The organism is Telluria sp. BA11, from assembly GCF_056680305.1.
The window spans coordinates 1-17,327 of the sequence record NZ_JBWXQA010000002.1; the positions used below are offsets into that span (position 1 = coordinate 1).

The following is a 17,327-nucleotide window of genomic DNA, read 5'->3' on the forward strand; positions in this document are numbered from 1 at the left end:
ATGAGTTTTGGATAACGCGCTTGTACTTCGGCATGCGTTGGGAACAGGCGGCAGTCAGCGAACTGATGCAGCTTGAGTTGGCCTTTATGGTCAAGATAGTCTCGGCAGAGGTAAATCGTGTCGCCAATGACGGACTGGATTTTCCACGATTGATGGCGATGGATGATGATCCGGCCAACAAAATTTGCAGGGTTGCGGTTTTTGAGTTTCATGAAGTGCTCCTGGAATGCGCACAGGAGCCTCCATCCGTGCCGGAAGGGGTTCCGGCGACGCGAGAATTGCAGAGGTAAGTTCTATTCGAACAGGTATACCGCGGGGCGGTAAAGAAAACTGGGAGTCTTGATGAACTCGTCTATGCGCAACGCAAAGAGAAGTTGAAATTTACAAAAATGCCGCATGGCGACATGGCAATTGTACACGAATAATTCCCGATGGAAAACTTTCGCGCACCGCTGATCGACTGCTCTTGGCAAGTCGTCAGCCTATTTGGTGCGCTCTGGGTGTGCTTCATTTGACGCGGCGATACTCGATCGAACCGCCCATGGTGGGCATTAGCAAGGCGTCCGTGTCTTTCACGTAACTGACTTTGGAGGTGCCGAAGCCGTTCGATACCTCCAGCATTCCATCTTTGTACACTGCTGGTATAGCTACAGTGTCACTCTTACCGCGTTCGACGATCGGTAAGCGTCCTCCCACCACCGTCTGTACGTAGCCATTTCACTCTGCGAAAGTAGTTCCCGTTACTTTTTTGATGGGAACTACTATGGACACTGTTGGCGGGTCGAACAACCGCAAGGGACGTCCGAACTATCCGGCCGAGTTCAAGCACCGCCTGGCCACTGCCGCCTGCGAGCCAGGTGTATCGGTGTCGAAACTGGCGCAGCAACATGGGCTCAACGCGAACATGTTGTTCAAATGGAGACGTGACCTGCGCGCCGGCCTGTTGACCGAACCAGGACCGCAGTCTGCGCAACTGCTGCCCGTTGTGGTGCAGAGCACTCCGACGCTACCGGCACTTTCAGGCACCATGGCGTCAGCACGTGTTATCGAGATCGTCATTGCCGACGCAGTAGTGCGTGTCAGCACTGGCGCCGATGCGGCGCTGCTCCAACTCGTTCTCAACAGTCTGCGTACATGATCGGCCTTCCAGCTGGCACGAAGATCTGGCTTGCCGCCGGCATCACCGATATGCGTGCCGGGATGAACGGCCTGGCTGCCAGGGTCGAAACTGCGTTGGCCGAAGATCCGTACTGCGGCCATGTGTTCGTGTTTCGTGGCCGGCGTGGCGACATGCTCAAGGTGCTATGGTGGTCCGGCGATGGCCTGTGTCTGCTGGCAAAGCGACTTGAACGCGGCCGCTTCGTCTGGCCGCAGGCAAACAGCGGCAGCGTCTGTCTGAGTCAGGCGCAATTGTCGATGCTGCTTGAAGGAATCGACTGGCGCCGGCCGGAGCGTACCTGGCGTCCAACGTCAGGCTTGTAAACGTCTGCGGCCTCGCGTAAACTCAGCCCCATGCTGACCGCCGCCAAATTCCCCAATGACATCGATGCCCTGAAGGCCCTGCTGCTGGCGCGCGATGAACAAATCCTGGGACTGCAAGCGCGGTTGAACACGCGCGAGGCCGAGATCGAGCATCTGAAATTGTGGATCGCGAAACTGCGGCGCATGCAGTTCGGTCGCAAGTCCGAGAAGCTCGACCACCAGATCGAACAGCTTGAATTGCAGCTGGAAGATCTGCAGGCCGACGACGCCGAGGCCGAACGGGAAATGCCGCCCGCCGATCGAGCGCCGCGTCAGCGTGCGCCGCGCAAAGCGCTGCCCGAGCATCTGCCGCGCGATGAAAAAGTGTATCTGCCGACGACGACAGATTGCCCTGCCTGTGGCGGAAATCTGAAGCAGCTGGGTGAAGATGTATCCGAGCAGCTCGAGTTCGTGCCGGCCAGCTTCCGCGTGATCCGCCATGTGCGCCCTAAATTGGCATGCGGCTGCTGCGATACCATCGTGCAGGCGCCAGCGCCGAGCCGTCCGATCGAGCGCGGCATCGCCGGCCCTGGCTTGCTGGCTCATGTGCTCGTCGCTAAGTTCGCGGACCACTTGCCGCTGTACCGCCAGTCCGTGATTTATGCGCGCGAAGGCATCGATCTGGACCGGGCACTGCTGGCCAGTTGGGTCGGCGCCGCCAGCGCGCTGCTGCGCCCACTGGTCGACGCGATCCGCAAGCACGTCTTGGCTGCAGATAAGCTGCATGCTGACGACACGCCAGTACCGGTGCTCGCGCCAGGCAATGGAAAAACGAAGACCGGACGCCTCTGGACCTATGTGCGGGACGACCGTCCGGCCGGTGACTTGAGCCCACCGGCAGCCTGGTTCGCCTACTCGCCAGACCGCAAGGGCATCCATCCGCAAACGCACCTAGCCAAGTTCGAGGGCGTGCTGCAGGCTGACGCTTACGCCGGCTTCAACGCCCTGTATGAAGACGGCGAGATCGCGGAGGCGGCATGCTGGGCGCACGCGCGCCGCAAGTTCCACGACCTGCACGTGGCGCGGCCTTCGCCGCTCACGACTGAGGCGCTATGCCGCATCGCCGAACTGTATCTGATCGAGGCCGAAATCCGCGGCAAACCACCCGACGAGCGCCGGTCGGTGCGCCAGGCGCGCGCGCGGCCGTTACTCGACGACCTGGAGCAATGGCTGCGCGCCTCGCTTGAAAAGCTCTCGCGCAAATCCGACACGTCGGCGGCCATCCTGTACGCCCTGAATCTGTGGCCGGCACTGCTGCGCTACTGCGACAACGGCGTCATCGAGATCGACAACTCGGCAGCCGAGCGGGCACTGCGCGGCATCGCCATCGGCCGGCGCAACTACCTGTTCGCTGGCGCCGACAGCGGCGGCGAGCGTGCCGCCGCCATCTACTCGCTGATCGGCACGGCCAAGCTGAACGGGGTCGACCCCGAAGCCTGGTTGCGCCATGTGCTGACGCAGATCGCCGACCATCCCGTCAACCGCGTTGACGAGCTACTGCCCTGGAATTGCCCCCAGCAGATCAAGCCTGCTTGAACAACACGCCGCTTCCCAGCGGTGTGATGCCATCTTCGACTAAATCGACACGCGGCTCAAGACGGTGGTGGGACGACGCTTACCGCGAGTCAGTTGTGGCCGATATTGATTCGCTCGCCGAAAAGCAGAAAAAACTCCAGGAAGCAGTACAGCAGACCAGCGCCGGCGCATCGCAATTCATGGCGATGCGAGAGCAGGCCGATGCGCTGATCGCGCAGTTCCCTATCGCGTTACTCAAGTCACTTTCGGATAAAGATCCCGCTGTGAAATCGGCAATTACGTCGCTTGGCGAAACATTCGTTTTGTTCGGCCAGCAGCTGTCGAAAGCAGGGGCATAGGAGCCAACGTGAAAGACCACAACATACCGGTATCTAAGGCGGTTTTCGACACTCACACCTTCGCGCGTAAGAAGGTTGAGATAGCAAACTTCGCTGTGATTGACGCAATGATGGCGATGGTGGAGTACCAAGACCCGCTGGCGCCGGCTATCTTTGGAGTGAGCGCTGAGACGCTCAAGAAGCTGGCGACGATGGACAAGGCAAAACTGCACGCGCTACTTATGACGGGTGTGCCGATCTTCTTGCTGCGTATCGCAAGCGCTGATTTCATGGCCGTTCTCGAAGGATCCGGCAGCGAGGATGCGATGATGCGCGTCCTGCTCGAGTCCTTTTCGGAACATCTACCGATCACATCACTTTAAGCACCAACATGCAGAGCACAACAGGTAATCTGGACCACAAGGCCAGCGCTTCATACGCATCGAAAGTAGCGATTGCACAGGCGTGCGCCGCCATGGGGGCCCGCGCAGTAACACTGACTTCCGTTGCCCGTACCAAGCCCGCTGATTCGCGCGCGATCTACAAAAGCGTTACTGGATCGCAGTCCCAGTCTGGCCAAACACCGACCAACCATGAGTGGTTCCTCGGTAACCGTACACTACGCCTACACTCGGCGTTACTTCTCTTGATGTACGCTGCTTATCGTGAGCACCACGAGCCGCTCCCAGACGCACACGGTATCGCATTTACGCTGAGCTATAACAACTATCTCGGCACGTGTGGCGGTGAAGCTCTCATCAGTCCTGAACGCTTTGCACTCCTGGCCGGGAATGGATTTAGCATCGGATGGCGAGAAATTCCCCGTGGCGGTGCATCAAAATTCCCCACTGGTAACGTGAAGGTAATGCGCTGCAGGAAGTGCCGGCTACCCCATCTGGTAGAAGCGCATTTCGTTCGCCACACATGCACCCACTGCCTTAACTGAAAGACCCATTTAAACCTGAAGACACAGCCCCTGACCAACAGGGGCTTTTTTGTGCCCAGAATCCTATCGCTTGCGTGCGCTGATCAGCTAAGAGAGATTCTATCAAATAACCACAAAATGTTTTGTAGGAGAAACGCTCGTTATTTGCGTTTTTCAACGACCGTTGCCGTTTCCCATCAATTTATTTATGCGGCGTCGCGGATGTGACTAGGGCGGCCGGACGGGCACCGTAAACGAAAAAAGCCCGACCCTCCCTTGCGGGATGGGTCGGGCTTCTTCAAACCGGAACGATTCCTGTGCTTGCTATCGCAAGCTCAGGCTCATCTGTGCCGGAAGGTTAGTCACTGCCCCGCCCCGGCTGGGGTCGTAGGGAAGGACCGACTGATAAGTCTCCTGCTGGTACTGGTACGTAACGCGGTAGCTGCTGATCTGCTGCTCAACACGCTGTACAACGCGACAGAGCTGCTGCGGCTGATTGCGCTGCTGCTGCATGACGCGATCGCCGGTCATTGCGCCCGTGACCGCGCCAAGCGCCGTCAGAGCCAACTTGCCGTTACCACCACCGGCCTGGCTGCCCAGGAGGGCGCCAGCGATACCGCCGATTACGCTGCCCGGATTGACCGCGCTAACCTGCTGAGGCTGGTCATACGCCTGGTCACAGACCTGCTGGTGCTGTACCCGGTCAGTATAGATCGGTGACACGTTGATAATGGTGGCAATCACGTCCTTGGCGCTTGCTGCGCCTATCGAAGCCGCTGCAGCGACTGCGAAGATAAATACTAACGAGAAAACTTTATTCATAATGTTCCTTCAGACAAAAAGATCGGCCTGTCATAAGACAGGCCGTTGCAGTGGAATGGCTTAGAAGCGGACCTGCTTGGCGCGGGCCAAGTTCGGAGCATCCTTGAAGACTGGCGGGGTGTACAAAGTCGGTTTGGCGGGTTTCACAACCTGCGATTTCGACAGTGCCTTAATGACTTGTTTCCAGATCAACTTTGCACAAAAGCGCAAGATCGGCCATACAATTTTCAGTGCAATCCAAATCAAAGCGCACAGTGGCAGCGCGACGATGAAAGAGACGACAGAGCTGTAACGTTGCTCGATAGTGCTTACTTCTTTTTTCATGATTTCCCTTTGAAGGTTAGTTGTGCAAAGTGACGTGACGCCGAGTACGGTGTCTTGTTGAGGTCTTACAGTTGGAGCGTGAACGGGCTGATAAGGCTGTTCGTTGTGGTCTTGCGGTGGGAATTACGCTTCGATAATGCCAGTGACTTCCGAGCCGACCTGGAAGGTGGCGCCGGCGACTGAGGTCAGATCGATGGAATCGCAGAATTGCAGGAAGTCTTGCTCATTGCTGAGGTCGAGGGTGTTGTACATGTGAACTACTCCAAATAAATGCCGCAAAGCGACGGGGATAAAAGGAGTAAGCCGTATTGGCTTTCCAGCGGGTGTGGAAAGCGGGAGGAAGAGCGGGGAGATGCTGGCGCATCGGGGAGATGCGCCAGCCTGACAGTTACGCCAGTTTCACGTAAGAACGAACCGAAGTGTCGTACTTGAACATTGCGTCGAAAGATTGCTTGATTGCTTTGTAGTGGCTTTCGGACTCACGGCGGCAGATGTCCATAAACAGACGAACACGGCCCATGCTTGCTGGCTCGAATTCTGGGTGAGAGGTGATTTCCACGAACTCACTCAAATTACCGGCCTGCAGCGCAACTTCCGTTGGAGTCATGCCATAGTCGTTCTTTGCATTGACATCGAAACTTGGATTCCAGCCAGTGGTTTTGAGACTTGTGGCCAGTTGGTAATTGTGGTTCATGAAAAGCTCCTAATAAATCCCGCTAAGCGGTGAGAAAAAAAGGAGTAAGCGCAAGTGGCTTGCCGATGGAAACCGGTAAGCGGAAAGTTACTTTGTGGCCCTAGGGCGCGAGGATTGTAGTGCGAAGTCCAACAGGCGCTGGAATTCGTATAGTGCTTACGAGAGCACTGGAAGCTTGTACAAAAATGCCGAAAACCGACCATACGAATTGTACACCTAATATTCCACAAGGCAACAGACAGGCCCAAAAAAAAGGGCCTGTCCGGTGGGTTAAAGTTGTTGGCTACGCATACGCTGGCGATTGTTGGCGTACATGAGGCCGTGATTGCATGGCAGGCTGGATTGGAACCTGTGTCTTCGCCCCGTTGGGAGCGCCTTTCTGCTGCTCATCGTGGATAGCAAGCCAAACGTCAGCAAAATCTGTCCCCTCTTTGAGCGGGATCTTGATTTCGACTTCGTAGCCCTTTTTCTCCAGCCGCTCCCTGAGGAGATGAGCGAAGTGCTCGCCTGGTCGATATTGCTTTTTCGTGTCGATATAGTCGTGATCAGCAAAGATCACGATCTTGTCGAACCTGCCCTCTGGAATGTCGGCCAGCGCCAGATTGCCGCAGTTGAGCAAAGACCAGACGTTGATGCGGTAACGATATCCGGTTGCGACAGCCAGTCCGGTTTCGATCCCCTCTGTCAGCCCAAGCGTGCGACTTTCCGGCACGTTGACGATGCGAATTGCAGCGCCATCGAGTTTCCGAATTCCCTTCATTTGCTTCTTTGGGTCCCCAAGCGGTGCCTTCTCCCCTTTCAGGGTTAGGTACGTTCGATGAAGCGTGATTGGCTTGCCAGCTGCGTCGACCGCCCGCGCCACCATCGTTGGGAAAGTGCCGCGGTTGATGAAGCGGCCGCCCTCGCCTTCTTCGTAAAATTTAAGGCCAGGATGAAAGCGTATATCCTCGCTAATTCTGCTCCGATCACAACCCGGTACCCGTTTGGCCAAATACAACGAGACTGGATCATCGCCTGCTAGAGAGAGAGTGCCGGATGACACCTCAACGAGCTTGCTGCGATTCTTCTTCACCTGTTCTGGACTAAAATCAGTGTCCTCGAACGTGAAGCGTTTGATTGGCGTTTCCGAGCTGATCCCGCAATTGCCGTCATCGAGAAACTTAAGTATCTCCACCTTGGACATGCCTGAGTAACGCTCGATCATCGTGTAGCCGTTTCCGGCGCCGCACTGCTGGCAGAACCAGGTCCCTAGACCACCTTTGTTGTCGAAGCGGAAGCGTTTGCCTCCGCGCTTTCCATCGAAGCAGAGCGGGCACGGGCCGGCCTTGTTCAACGTTAAGCAATTTCTATCAATACCTGCGGCGACCAGTTTTTTCTCCCAGTCCACCTTTGAAAAGTCGATTCCCATATGCCCTCACTGCCACGTTGTGGCGAATAAAATTGGGTTAGGCACTCTGTCGATAGAGGCTTTCGTGAGACATGGGCATCTCAAGAAAACCGTGAAGGTTTCCGTGGTGCCGCCCGAGGGCGACACCAAATCCGGAAGTTGTTACAAGTTAATTAATGTTGTCAAAATGGAATTTCGTCGTCCATTTCCGAGAAGTTTTGGGCTGGACGTTGCTGTTGTGGGCGCGGTGCCGGTGCCGGTGCCGGTGCTGCTGGCGCTTGACGCGGAGCCTGGCGTGGAGCCTGGCGCTGCTGCGGTTCATATCCGCCGTCGTGATCGCCTGCACCGTCGTCGCCACCGGAGCGGCTGCCGAGCATCTGCATGTTCTCGGCAATGACGTCCGTCGCGTAGCGCTCGATGCCGTCTTTGTCGGTGTACTTGCGCGTCTGCAGGCGGCCCTCGACGTAGACCGATGACCCCTTCTTCAGGTATTCGCCGGCGATTTCAGCCAACCGGCCGAAGAACGAAATGCGATGCCACTCGGTGAGCTCTTTCTGCTCGCCAGTGTTGCGGTCCTTCGACTTGTACGAGGTGGCCACCGCGATATTTGCAATCGCATCGCCGCTAGGCATGTACCGCATTTCAGGGTCGCGGCCCAAGTTGCCCACGATGATTACTTTATTGACTGATGCCATGAGTAGTTCCTAGATTTTTAAAGGGTTTGGATTGCATAGTGATTGCGGGAGCGTTGTTCCACTTTGCCGTTCTCAGTGACTTCGAAATGGTGTTTGCCCAACAGCTGCAGACGGACCAACTGGCCTTCACGCAGACCGTGGTCGGCTACCAGGTCAGCGAGATGTTCACCGATGAATTGTTTCTTGTAGGTGCCAGTCTCCGACTGCAAGGTCATCGCGTAGGTCGAGTAGGGTTTGCGCCCCTCGATCTTGATTTCCGTTACGCCGAAGGAAGCAATTTTCCCGGTGAAAGGCATGCTCTTGTTGCCGGTGGCGGGAGTGATGTTCAGAGGAGCCGCCGCCGCGGCCGAAACTGCCGGCTTGGCGTGTACCAGGTCGTCTTTCGATTCCGCAGTTTTGACCGCCTCTTTGCTTGCGCGGGGCGCCGCTGACGGCGCCGCCGCCCGCTTTGCCGCGTTCGATTCGAGCCCGTTTTGTCGGACCCACTGAATCGCACCGTCGATGTCGTACACCAAGGCAGCGCCTTCGGCGATGGCTGGCGTGAAATCGATAGGTTTGAGGTGACGCAGTTCACGGCAGGTGATGCGAATTATCTTCGCGGCGTGGTACTGGTAAAAGCTGACGTTGTGGCCACGCACTTCCGTGCGGTAGACACGATCGGCGATCATGTACTGCTGGTTGGCAGTGATGTCGGGCATGCGCTCGACCACTTGCGCCGATTCTGATTCCTTCGGCTGCTGCTTTGATTTGCTGGTGAAGGCAGAGGCGGCAGAGGCGATGCGGCTGCCAATTGCTTCAAGGGTGTCAAAAGGAAAACTCAGCAGTGCGAATGCGAAGTCATCGGGCTTTTTAGGGGCCTGAGGATTAAGGCTCATGGGATTCTCCAGGTATGCCGAAGTTCGGCGGTATCAAGGAGTGAGCATTTTTTGATAGCTCTCCGATACGGACGTATCGAACAGCTGAAAGGTGTACAACAATGCCGGAGACCGACAGAAATATCTTACAGGAAATCTTTGAGAATTAGAAGTGGTCTGTTTGGCTCGCAGGGAAAACCCGACGCTTTCGCGCCGGGTTGTTGGTTTTACAGTTCAGCTACCATGATTTTGTAATCTGCCATCTCCCACAATTCTGCCGTGTGGCTGATGAAGAACTCTCGACCATAGCCGCCTTGTTTGAGGACGGCACGCTTCATCTGCATGAACGTGCGCTTGGCTTCGGGATCCAGTGCGCCGTCGGTTTCGTCGGTGAACAGGGTCTCACAGCGGGTGCTGCTCGATTGCGAGGCGTACAGTGCCACGGAGCGGGTCAAACACTCATTGACAAGAATCTCCTCGCCCCCTGACATATCGCCCAAAGATTTTTCAGTGCCACGGTGTCCGTCGAATACCTTCACATCGAAAGTCTCCTTCATCATCCCGGCTTTCGTCTCGGTCTGCGTATCCAGGCGCACTACAAAGCGTCCGTTGAAGCAGTCCAAGAGAAGGCTGTTGCAGATGGCAGCGATTTCCGGACCCGAGTCGTCAATACTCAACGCCACGCACCCATCGTTGCCCAAGCCCTTTTCAGCGAGTCGCCACTTCGCGATTTCTTCCTGCAGTCGCTCAGCTTGCTCTTTCACCTGTCCGGAGCGCGCAGCCAGTGCACGCACTGCTTCAAGCTTTCCCATCAAAGTTACTTTCTGTTCGACGAGTGCACTAGCTCTGGCTTGAGCCTGGACTAATGCATCGCCGGCACGTGAGACCGCACTTTGGTATGCCTCTACCTCAGCGTCGCTTACTGGTTTTTCCAGTGTCGCGAGACGGTCTTCGAGCACTTTCTTTTCAGCTTGTGCCGTTGTATCGATCTGGGTCAGGGCCTGCGCCTTCTCAGATTCAATCGCCGCAAGTGCGGCTGTTGCTTTTGTCAGGCGCTCGGTTTCAGTGACGATGATTTGTCGCTGTTCCTCGATCGCTCGGACCAATATCGGCAGGCGCGCTTCCGCGTCGACGATGAGCGGGCCTCTCGCAGCAATACGGTTGTCAGCATCCAGGGCAGCAGCAGCGATCCTCCGCTCCTTCTGCGCCTCACGCACTTTCGCTTCAACAATGTCGAAGCTGGCCACGATGGATTGGACGTCCTTCAATTTCGAAGCTGTCTCTTGATACTCCGCACGCTTGGCACTTTGTTCGGCCTGGTGAACCGGAACGTCGCGCTTTGCTGCATTTGCCTGGGCCATCAAGGGGCATGCCAGCTGCATCTCTGACCCTTTGCACGGAACCTGCTCAACCAGCGCAGCAGTCTCCGTGAGGTTCTTGATGACGATGGTCTTCGCTTGCCCTTCGCTCGACAGCTTTGCTTGCTTTGCCGTTAGTGCGTTCAGCTCGGCACGCATGGCTGCAGCGCCAGCTAAAGTGGACTGGTTCGCATCAATCGAAGCGTCAAGCTGCTCGATGAGGCTCGTGTGACCTGGCAGGCGTGCTACCGCTTGAGCGATCGCATCCTTGTCTTCCAGCACCGCGTTGAGTCGGCGCGTTTCCGCTTCGCTCGACTGGAGACTGGTTTGCGCAGTGACGATTGCAGCTTTGGCGCTTGTAGCATCGGTTTGATGCCGGTCCTGCTCTCGGGAGAACTGAGCGCTGGCGCTTGCCTTACCGCTGGCTGCCTTTTCGGAAACGCTACCGATTTGCTCGTTCAGGAAACGAACTTCGTCAGCGGTGTTTGCTTGGGCATCGCGCTTGGCCATCAGCCCAGCTAAAGCCTCACGCGTACCATTGACGTTTGCTTGAGCGGTTTCCTCATCGGCGCCGCTGGTAGCAATTAGCCCTTGCACCCTTGTGACCTCACCCGCCAAGACGGCCGCGGTGTTGTCATGGTCCCGGGCCTCAGCCAGTTCGCTGTTAAGGCCCTCGAGCTGCTGGCGGAGGTACTTCCCCACCTGTCCTGCTTTCGCAGCCAGTTCGCGGTAGCCTTGCAGGTTGAGCACCGAAGCCAGAATCGACTTGATGTCACCCGCTCCATACGAAGCAATCGTCTTTCTTCCCTGCGCCGAAAAATGCGCCGTGAAGAACTTCTCAGGCGGCCCCAGGATCGTGTCTACACAATGATCGTAGGTGGACGACTTCCCATCGGAGATCGTGCCATCTGCGAGCTGTACCGGACTCCAGTCGTCACTTCCAACTGCCTGTTGAAACAGGTAGCAATCGGACTTTTGGGTTTTGCCAGTAGTCTTGAAGGACAGCAGCGTGCGGTAGCGAGTGCCATCGTTTTCCCAAAACAGTTCCTTCATCGCTGTGGCACCGGTGATCTGAGTCCAGTACGAGAAGCCGCCTGGCCCCAAGGTGCTCGAGCGCGAGGGCATGACACGGTAAGGGTGAAGCGAGTCGAGGATCGTGCTCTTGCCGGCGCCGTTAGGGCCGACCAGTGCGACGAGTGCCGCGTCTTGAGGGATTGTTTGAAGATCGAGTACGAGGCTGTCACGGCCAAAGGCAGCGAAGATGCCTGTGAAGCCTTGCAGCGTTAATTTTAGTGGTTTCAAAGTGGCTCCATCCCGCATAGCGGTGTTAACAATGGAGTCAGCTGGCGTGCAGCTTGCCGATAGGAGAATCGGGAAGCAGGAATGGGAGAGGCACAACAATGCCGCAGAGCGACAAGGGCCATCATATCAGGTTCGTGCATCTAAGCAAGGAAAGGCCGCGACACCTACCGACATGATGTCGGCAGGCAGGCGGGTTATTGCAGTTTTGCGTAGTCGGTAGTGCGATGCTGGTTGAGCACCTGGTTCCATACAGGCCACCCATATTCCGCACTCACTTCCGCACTGTACTGGACGGCGTCAGCGTAATTACCAAAATCACCAACACAGTCGAGCCCTCCATCCTTAAGGTGCACATAAACGGAGAAGGATGTCGGCATGAGGTTGTCGATTTCGTAGCAGGTTGCGTTATCGGCACCGGATGCAAAATTGCGTACGCCATGCACCTCGACGGTATCGTAGTGCCGCGCATAGCAACCGATCACCGAGTGGGCGTAACGGTCAAAAATTGTTGAGAGTGGTTCGGGAGTTGGCGCAGCTGATTGCAGTGTCGCGCCGGCTGGTGCTGCGAGTAGCGAGAGATTGTTCATCGTGTCGATTCCGTGGGTACGGTTAAAGGAATCGGCCCGCGCGAAGGCGGGCCGTTGCAGGGAAGATCAATTGCAGGGCGATCAGGCTTTACGCGTAGCGGCGAGTCGGCCAGCGATCGTTTTCATCACGCCGTTTTCGACGGTCACTAGGGTCACATCGAACCAGCGTGGGACGTTGTGTGCCAGGTAGGCGACTGCGTGCAGGGCTGCGTGCAGCGTCATCTTGGTCAGCACGATGATGCGTGCGCTGACGGTAGTTGAGAGCGCGCGGCCGGAACGAGAGGAGCGAACGCGGCCTGGCGTGAATCTGCCACTCCAGGACATGCCCGTTGCGCTTACTTCTTTGCGGACGCGCAGTTTGAAACTTGCACGGCTCAGTTCTTTGTGGCGCTCACAATGCAACGCTTCCACCTGCAAAAGGTAGGCAATGTCGTCATATGCGATGTCCAGCTTTTCTTGCAGTTGCTTGCGGCCGCGAATAGCTTGGCCAGCGATCGCGGTGAAGATCGTAGTGACCATGCCAATGACAGCGGCAATGAGGTTGATATCGTTTTGGTCGAACATAATTTGCTCCAAGGATCTGCCGTAAGACGGCGAGTTGCAGGGGAACGCGCAAGGCGTGGGATGAATGCCGGAGGTCGGCGGGGAAAAAGCTTGAGCTGTGCTCATCGATGCGCATCATCGAAAAGCAAGTAACTTGGAGGTGGCGCCCGGCACCACCCATGAGGGTTGGTGCCGGGTCCGGGGATTACGCAGCGAGCTGCAGTTTGATTTCGTCCTGCCATTCGACCTGACTAGGTGCAAACAGCGAGCCAGTTTTCTTTACGACTGCTTGCTGCCCCCATTCTTGCAAGGCGGCGCGGTCGAGTTTGCTGATGCCAGCCACCGGCGTGAGCGCAATCTTGTACATCGGCTTTTCGTACGTGCCCTCGCGGGTCACGACGCAGTTACCTACTCGCGACTCATTTCGATACAGCCAGAATGAATCAAAGCTACCGGTCATCTTGTACGGGATCGGCGTGTTTACCAATGCAGCGAACGCGGCGCGGTCCACTTCTTTCAGCGTGAACTGCGTCGGGCCGTTACCGATCGAGAGCAGGTAGAAACGGTCGTTGTTGGATAGCCGAGTGACGTACGTCGGAAGCTCGTTCCGCTCTTGGTGCACGCCAAGCGGCGCCGAATGGGTGTGGCTGTCGCCAACCATCCACGCGTATTTCAGGCCAGGCGAAATGAAGTGTTCCAGCATCGCCATGTCGATTTCCAGATCCTTCGGGTAGCGCTGCAGCAGCTCCAGGTTGTACTTCGTGATTTCGCGCTTGAACGCTTCGATAATTGCTTGAATCATGATTGCCTCGGTTTCCAGTGTCATTGCCGCAAGCGGCGCTTAGTGTTTTGCGTTATGGGCGTAGGCCGCCAGCGCGAGATGCGTCGCCGGATGCTTGTCGTTGGAGGCGAACAGGCGGTTGACCGTGATGACTGCAAACGGATCGCTTTCGATGCCATCCAAGCCGACCAGTTCGTAGTAGGCCTCGGGACCGAAACCCCGCAGCCGCAACCACTTGCCGTTGACCTGCTCGATGTCGGTCTTGCTGTCGATCTTGTCGTGGCCGTAGAACTCGGCCATTACTGGCGAGGTCACTACACCGGTCGGGCCTTCTCGGCGCATGACCATAGGGCCGATACGCTTGCGATCGTCGCGTATCACCGCTTCATTGCCATCCTCGGTATCGACGACGACCTTGCCGCCGGCGACGTCCACGAGGAAGACGCTTGCTGATGAGCTCGATTTGAGCATGTCGCGAACCATGATTGCAGCGTCCTCTGGCGAGTCGGCTTCAACTTCGTGTTCAAAGATTACTCGGTGCATTGCCATGATTTTTCTCCTGATAGACAAACGGCCGCTTGAGGGCGGCCGCGTCATAGATTGCAGTGGGATAAGGTTAGAACCTGAAATCTACGAAATCAGGTTCTGGCTGGATTGCTTGGGATGTCTGTCCTGTTGTTGCAGGTACCGCAACCCCAGGGCGTTTGTTGGTGAGCGCGAAGGAACTTGCGATATCTTCCGGCGCCATGGTTTGTAGCATTGCGAGCCTTTCGGCCAGCCCGTCCGTGGGCGTTTTCGTGAACTCGCACCATTTCATAAACCGATCGCCGACCGAGGTCAGCGTCGAGATACCGGCGCACCGCTGGCGCTGGATCGTGAGAACTTCGCCCTCGATCTTCACTTCCGCGGCCGTGCTCAGGATCTGCTTGATGGCTTGCCGATCGACAGTCTTCACGAACTCTTCGTCGACGGAGTATCGGACCCGAACAAAGGCACCGCGGCATTGCTCCGCTACGGTGGCCAGCTGCTCCAGGTCCGGAACTCCTTCGAACGCGATTTCGATCATGCGCTTTGACGGTGTTTGCACAGGGGTGAAGTAAGCCGTGTCGGCTTTGACTTCCCAAATGAGGCAGTACTTCTCCCCCAGTTCCCCGTAGTGGTAGCGCCCAATCGATCCCGGATAGGCGATGGTCTGTGTCCGACCCTCGTGTTCACGCGTCCATTGCTGGTGCATGTGTATGTGGCCGAGCATGGTGGCGCTGGTGCCGGCTGAGAACAACGCACCAAGCGAAAACTCGTGATCGAGGCCTGCCATCGGCACGCCTGATTCATTCATCGAGCCATCGACGGTGCCGTGACTGGCCAGTACCGTGGGAATACCCCGGCGGCGCAGCGCAGCATTAGCTGGTCCGAACAGCCCGAGAAGCGCGGCCAGGTGGTTACCCATTTCGGTACTTGCGTTGTCTGCGCCTACGACCAAAGCCAGTTCAGCTTTGTTCACGGTCGGCACGCTGGTAATGACCAGGTCGTATTGCACGTCGGTGTAGGTCGGGTCGTACTCGATCCACTTCCCTTGCGCCAGGCCGATCATGCCGATCTTGTCGGAGACGATGATTGGATGACGGGCGCCTATCATCTCGAGCATTTTGAGCAGACCCACCGGCTCGTGAGAGAAGGTGCCCTGCAGCAGAAATACCGGGCAGTGGTCCGCCAGTTGCTTGATGCGTTTTGCAAGCGCCAACAATGCCGGCGAGTGGCCTTCAAGTGCATGGTCTGTCAGGTCGCCCGTGAGGATCGCAACAGCAACGCCATTATCGATTGCTTGTTCGACTGCATGGCCGAAGCATCGATCCGCTTCAACCAGATTGCCCGGTGAGTAGTGCAGATCCGAGGCATGCAGAATTATCATTGTAAATACTCCCATAGATGCCGAAGATCGGCGTTTGAATGGGGAGAGCGCATGGCTCATCGATGCCGGCGGCATGGATGAACGGGTATGGTTTGCCGCCCCTTTTCAGGAGCGGCGGAAAATCGAATGTGGTTTCGTGCGGCTGGGAAGCGCTACTCGCCAGCTTTGGTTGAAGGGGTCGGGCGCGGCGCTGGCAGTGCTGCCGGCGTCGGCGGCGCGACTGGAACTGCGGCGGTATCGTTGAAGATGTCATTGAAGGAGCTGGCCAGGCCGGGCGCCTGCGCAAACAAGGATGCGAACGTGCTGTTCATGGGCGATTTCTTAAAAATGGTTGCAGAATGTTGGCCGGTAGCAGGAAGCCCAGCTCAGTTGGTGCTCCAGTTGGAGATGTCGAGGTAGTCGGAGATTTTGTCTTCGCATACCTGTGCGTGATGCGCACCTAGCATGGTCGACAGAAGGTTCATCAGGCGCTTGAGTTCCTTACGGAGACTACGGCCTACGATCCGGCGCACGCCGTGTGGGTCGAAGCCCAGCACATCGCAAACCCATTCGATACTGACGAGGCTCCCATCTGGATTGAGACTGTAGAGCCAGACCAGTGCGTCGAGACGATTCAGGTCCGATTGACTCGTTTTATGACTTGCCAACGAGCTTTGGCCGAATAGGTCAGGTTCGACATCTTCAGACTTGCCCTCGATGTCCCACATCATGCGCAGGAACATGCGTTTGGCCAGAATGGTCTCTGGCGTGTCACTCGCTTCGATCCCTTCCAGATCAACCGATATCGGCTCATCCGGGTCGACCAACAACTCTTGGACAACCGGAGCCGGTGTCGCAGGAACGGGAGCGGCGGGCTTGGTCTGAATAACCAGTCCAGGCTTGGCGGCCTTGACAGCTTTAGACGACGACGCGGGAGCGTCGTGGAGGGGCGCGGGGCCCGGCGATTTCGCTTTGCTGGACCTCGATGGAGTGATGTCGATCTCGTCAACGTCACCGAAGAAGTTCAACTGCAGGGCCACAGCCGGTTTGACAAAAACGACTGGGTTTGTTGGATACATGAGACCTCCAGTAAATGCCGCAGGGCGGCTATAGAAGAGGTGTCCTGAGAAGGATCTGCGCTTTCGCAGGGCAGATACGGAGATGGAGATGTCGACTTGCGTGGCGCGGACCGGCGTCTACAATGGGGACATTATTACTTGAAGGAATTTTATGACTACAGACCTGAATAGCCTGCCAGAGGACGCATACGAGCGATTTTTGCGTGAGGCAGGAGCGCCTAGTGATCCGGACAGTCCGTCGGAGGAAAATCTCGTGAACCTGTTCAGCAACACGATGCGCGAAACAGATCCAGAGATGAAGGCGAGAGGTTTCGTCGACGTGGCCAACATGGCGTTGGCAATGGCAGACAAGACCCTGGGTTGCCAGGTTCCTGTCGCCAAATGCTTAATGCTCGACCTGCACTAATCAGTTTAACAAGGCAAGCCTTGCGAAGCTGCGAGCTTGTTGCACGTTACGGAAAACGCGCTCATTCTCGATGCAAGGTTCGTTTTCGATTTCGCCGATCTCGTCCAGTACTTCCTGGGCACTGATCGGCGATTTTGCGAGGGCAAACAGCTTCTGCCAAAACTCCAGCTCATGCACAGGAAATTTCGAGTAGCGCTGGCCGTCTTGAGGTTGTTCCAGGATGGACTGGTGTGCTGCTTTGGATGCTTGGGTCAAGACTTTCATTTTTCACTACTCCTAGTAAATTCCGCATGGCGGGTTAAAAAAGG

23 protein-coding genes are annotated in these 17,327 nt (G+C 56.7%); 6 read left to right on the top strand and 17 right to left on the bottom strand.

The genetic code is table 11. The features are described 5' to 3' along the window. The coding region (locus tag AC1MGT_RS23105; protein ID WP_499504369.1) for a hypothetical protein at positions 1–212 on the bottom strand (212 nt) is incomplete at its 3' end. A gap of 551 nt (positions 213–763) precedes the next feature. On the opposite strand from AC1MGT_RS23105, the gene tnpA reads away from it, so the two are divergent. The 5 genes from tnpA to AC1MGT_RS23130 are packed head-to-tail and all read left to right on the top strand — an operon-like array spanning position 764 to position 3,757. Next, complete coding sequence (tnpA, locus tag AC1MGT_RS23110) at positions 764–1,138, top strand: IS66-like element accessory protein TnpA (RefSeq protein ID WP_332533717.1); 375 nt, start codon at positions 764–766, stop codon at positions 1,136–1,138. Continuing rightward, positions 1,135–1,482, top strand: a complete 348-nt coding sequence (gene tnpB / locus AC1MGT_RS23115) for an IS66 family insertion sequence element accessory protein TnpB (protein ID WP_499503201.1) — start codon at positions 1,135–1,137, stop codon at positions 1,480–1,482. Before tnpA ends, tnpB begins: the two co-directional genes overlap by 4 nt. A 30-nt stretch (positions 1,483–1,512) precedes the next feature. Next, positions 1,513–3,057, top strand: a complete 1,545-nt coding sequence (gene tnpC, locus AC1MGT_RS23120; protein ID WP_499503200.1) for an IS66 family transposase — start codon at positions 1,513–1,515, stop codon at positions 3,055–3,057. Continuing rightward, positions 3,054–3,395: a hypothetical protein gene (locus tag AC1MGT_RS23125; RefSeq protein WP_499504370.1), complete on the top strand. Its 342-nt coding sequence runs from the start codon at positions 3,054–3,056 to the stop codon at positions 3,393–3,395. The genes tnpC and AC1MGT_RS23125 overlap by 4 nt, the downstream gene beginning before the upstream one ends. Positions 3,396–3,403: 8 nt before the next feature. Further along, entirely contained in the window at positions 3,404–3,757 is a 354-nt protein-coding gene (locus AC1MGT_RS23130) for a hypothetical protein (RefSeq protein WP_499504371.1), read from the top strand. An 866-nt stretch (positions 3,758–4,623) separates the two neighbouring features. Here AC1MGT_RS23130 and AC1MGT_RS23135 read toward each other — a convergent pair. The 15 genes from AC1MGT_RS23135 to AC1MGT_RS23205 form a co-directional block, all read right to left on the bottom strand. Then, complete coding sequence (locus AC1MGT_RS23135; RefSeq protein WP_499504372.1) at positions 4,624–5,121, bottom strand: glycine zipper 2TM domain-containing protein; 498 nt, start codon at positions 5,119–5,121, stop codon at positions 4,624–4,626. Between the two features lie 60 nt (positions 5,122–5,181). Next, positions 5,182–5,445 (bottom strand): hypothetical protein, encoded by a 264-nt coding sequence (locus tag AC1MGT_RS23140; RefSeq protein ID WP_499504373.1) that lies wholly within the window; start codon positions 5,443–5,445, stop codon positions 5,182–5,184. A 123-nt stretch (positions 5,446–5,568) separates the two neighbouring features. After that, positions 5,569–5,697 carry a hypothetical protein gene (locus AC1MGT_RS23145; RefSeq protein ID WP_499504374.1) on the bottom strand — a complete coding sequence of 43 codons (129 nt, stop codon included), beginning with the start codon at positions 5,695–5,697 and terminating at the stop codon, positions 5,569–5,571. A gap of 136 nt (positions 5,698–5,833) precedes the next feature. Beyond that, entirely contained in the window at positions 5,834–6,139 is a 306-nt protein-coding gene (locus AC1MGT_RS23150) for a hypothetical protein (protein WP_499504375.1), read from the bottom strand. A 283-nt stretch (positions 6,140–6,422) separates the two neighbouring features. Then, positions 6,423–7,547, bottom strand: coding sequence for a DUF7146 domain-containing protein (locus tag AC1MGT_RS23155; protein ID WP_499504376.1), 1,125 nt, complete (start codon positions 7,545–7,547; stop codon positions 6,423–6,425). 161 nt (positions 7,548–7,708) lie between these two features. Beyond that, on the bottom strand, positions 7,709–8,221 hold the full coding sequence (gene ssb, locus AC1MGT_RS23160; protein ID WP_499504377.1) for a single-stranded DNA-binding protein: 513 nt from the start codon (positions 8,219–8,221) through the stop codon (positions 7,709–7,711). Between the two features lie 17 nt (positions 8,222–8,238). Continuing rightward, positions 8,239–9,096 (bottom strand): hypothetical protein, encoded by an 858-nt coding sequence (locus AC1MGT_RS23165; protein ID WP_499504378.1) that lies wholly within the window; start codon positions 9,094–9,096, stop codon positions 8,239–8,241. Positions 9,097–9,302: 206 nt separating this feature from the next. Then, positions 9,303–11,735, bottom strand: coding sequence for a hypothetical protein (locus AC1MGT_RS23170; protein WP_499504379.1), 2,433 nt, complete (start codon positions 11,733–11,735; stop codon positions 9,303–9,305). Positions 11,736–11,929: 194 nt separating this feature from the next. Further along, complete coding sequence (locus AC1MGT_RS23175) at positions 11,930–12,322, bottom strand: hypothetical protein (protein ID WP_499504380.1); 393 nt, start codon at positions 12,320–12,322, stop codon at positions 11,930–11,932. 81 nt (positions 12,323–12,403) lie between these two features. Then, the gene (locus AC1MGT_RS23180) at positions 12,404–12,886 is read right to left on the bottom strand and encodes a hypothetical protein (RefSeq protein ID WP_499504381.1); all 483 of its coding nucleotides are present in this window, start codon (positions 12,884–12,886) and stop codon (positions 12,404–12,406) included. Positions 12,887–13,070: 184 nt separating this feature from the next. Further along, positions 13,071–13,691, bottom strand: a complete 621-nt coding sequence (locus AC1MGT_RS23185) for a hypothetical protein (RefSeq protein ID WP_499504382.1) — start codon at positions 13,689–13,691, stop codon at positions 13,071–13,073. Between the two features lie 15 nt (positions 13,692–13,706). Beyond that, positions 13,707–14,195, bottom strand: a complete 489-nt coding sequence (locus AC1MGT_RS23190) for a hypothetical protein (protein WP_499504383.1) — start codon at positions 14,193–14,195, stop codon at positions 13,707–13,709. Between the two features lie 67 nt (positions 14,196–14,262). Continuing rightward, positions 14,263–15,555 carry a metallophosphoesterase family protein gene (locus AC1MGT_RS23195; protein WP_499504384.1) on the bottom strand — a complete coding sequence of 431 codons (1,293 nt, stop codon included), beginning with the start codon at positions 15,553–15,555 and terminating at the stop codon, positions 14,263–14,265. A gap of 152 nt (positions 15,556–15,707) precedes the next feature. Beyond that, positions 15,708–15,866, bottom strand: coding sequence for a hypothetical protein (locus AC1MGT_RS23200; RefSeq protein WP_499504385.1), 159 nt, complete (start codon positions 15,864–15,866; stop codon positions 15,708–15,710). A gap of 54 nt (positions 15,867–15,920) precedes the next feature. Beyond that, positions 15,921–16,613, bottom strand: coding sequence for a hypothetical protein (locus AC1MGT_RS23205; protein WP_499504386.1), 693 nt, complete (start codon positions 16,611–16,613; stop codon positions 15,921–15,923). Between the two features lie 151 nt (positions 16,614–16,764). Here AC1MGT_RS23205 and AC1MGT_RS23210 point away from each other — a divergent pair, with 151 nt between their 5' ends. Next, a complete protein-coding gene (locus AC1MGT_RS23210; protein WP_499504387.1) occupies positions 16,765–17,019 on the top strand; it encodes a hypothetical protein in 255 nt (84 codons plus the stop codon). On the opposite strand, the gene AC1MGT_RS23215 is transcribed toward AC1MGT_RS23210, so the two are convergent. Continuing rightward, complete coding sequence (locus AC1MGT_RS23215; RefSeq protein ID WP_499504388.1) at positions 17,020–17,283, bottom strand: hypothetical protein; 264 nt, start codon at positions 17,281–17,283, stop codon at positions 17,020–17,022. Between the last annotated feature and the right edge of the window lie 44 nt (positions 17,284–17,327).

Coding starts and splice junctions, on each gene's coding strand:
- AC1MGT_RS23145 (WP_499504374.1), bottom strand. CDS start 5,697: ATGTACAACACCCTCGACCTCAGCAATGAGCAAGACTTCCTGCAATTC.
- AC1MGT_RS23205 (WP_499504386.1), bottom strand. CDS start 16,613: ATGTATCCAACAAACCCAGTCGTTTTTGTCAAACCGGCTGTGGCCCTG.
- tnpB (WP_499503201.1), top strand. CDS start 1,135: ATGATCGGCCTTCCAGCTGGCACGAAGATCTGGCTTGCCGCCGGCATC.
- AC1MGT_RS23165 (WP_499504378.1), bottom strand. CDS start 9,096: ATGAGCCTTAATCCTCAGGCCCCTAAAAAGCCCGATGACTTCGCATTC.
- AC1MGT_RS23175 (WP_499504380.1), bottom strand. CDS start 12,322: ATGAACAATCTCTCGCTACTCGCAGCACCAGCCGGCGCGACACTGCAA.
- AC1MGT_RS23150 (WP_499504375.1), bottom strand. CDS start 6,139: ATGAACCACAATTACCAACTGGCCACAAGTCTCAAAACCACTGGCTGG.
- AC1MGT_RS23155 (WP_499504376.1), bottom strand. CDS start 7,547: ATGGGAATCGACTTTTCAAAGGTGGACTGGGAGAAAAAACTGGTCGCC.
- tnpC (WP_499503200.1), top strand. CDS start 1,513: ATGCTGACCGCCGCCAAATTCCCCAATGACATCGATGCCCTGAAGGCC.
- AC1MGT_RS23215 (WP_499504388.1), bottom strand. CDS start 17,283: ATGAAAGTCTTGACCCAAGCATCCAAAGCAGCACACCAGTCCATCCTG.
- AC1MGT_RS23195 (WP_499504384.1), bottom strand. CDS start 15,555: ATGATAATTCTGCATGCCTCGGATCTGCACTACTCACCGGGCAATCTG.
- AC1MGT_RS23180 (WP_499504381.1), bottom strand. CDS start 12,886: ATGTTCGACCAAAACGATATCAACCTCATTGCCGCTGTCATTGGCATG.
- AC1MGT_RS23140 (WP_499504373.1), bottom strand. CDS start 5,445: ATGAAAAAAGAAGTAAGCACTATCGAGCAACGTTACAGCTCTGTCGTC.
- AC1MGT_RS23210 (WP_499504387.1), top strand. CDS start 16,765: ATGACTACAGACCTGAATAGCCTGCCAGAGGACGCATACGAGCGATTT.
- AC1MGT_RS23190 (WP_499504383.1), bottom strand. CDS start 14,195: ATGGCAATGCACCGAGTAATCTTTGAACACGAAGTTGAAGCCGACTCG.
- ssb (WP_499504377.1), bottom strand. CDS start 8,221: ATGGCATCAGTCAATAAAGTAATCATCGTGGGCAACTTGGGCCGCGAC.
- tnpA (WP_332533717.1), top strand. CDS start 764: ATGGACACTGTTGGCGGGTCGAACAACCGCAAGGGACGTCCGAACTAT.
- AC1MGT_RS23185 (WP_499504382.1), bottom strand. CDS start 13,691: ATGACACTGGAAACCGAGGCAATCATGATTCAAGCAATTATCGAAGCG.
- AC1MGT_RS23135 (WP_499504372.1), bottom strand. CDS start 5,121: ATGAATAAAGTTTTCTCGTTAGTATTTATCTTCGCAGTCGCTGCAGCG.
- AC1MGT_RS23200 (WP_499504385.1), bottom strand. CDS start 15,866: ATGAACAGCACGTTCGCATCCTTGTTTGCGCAGGCGCCCGGCCTGGCC.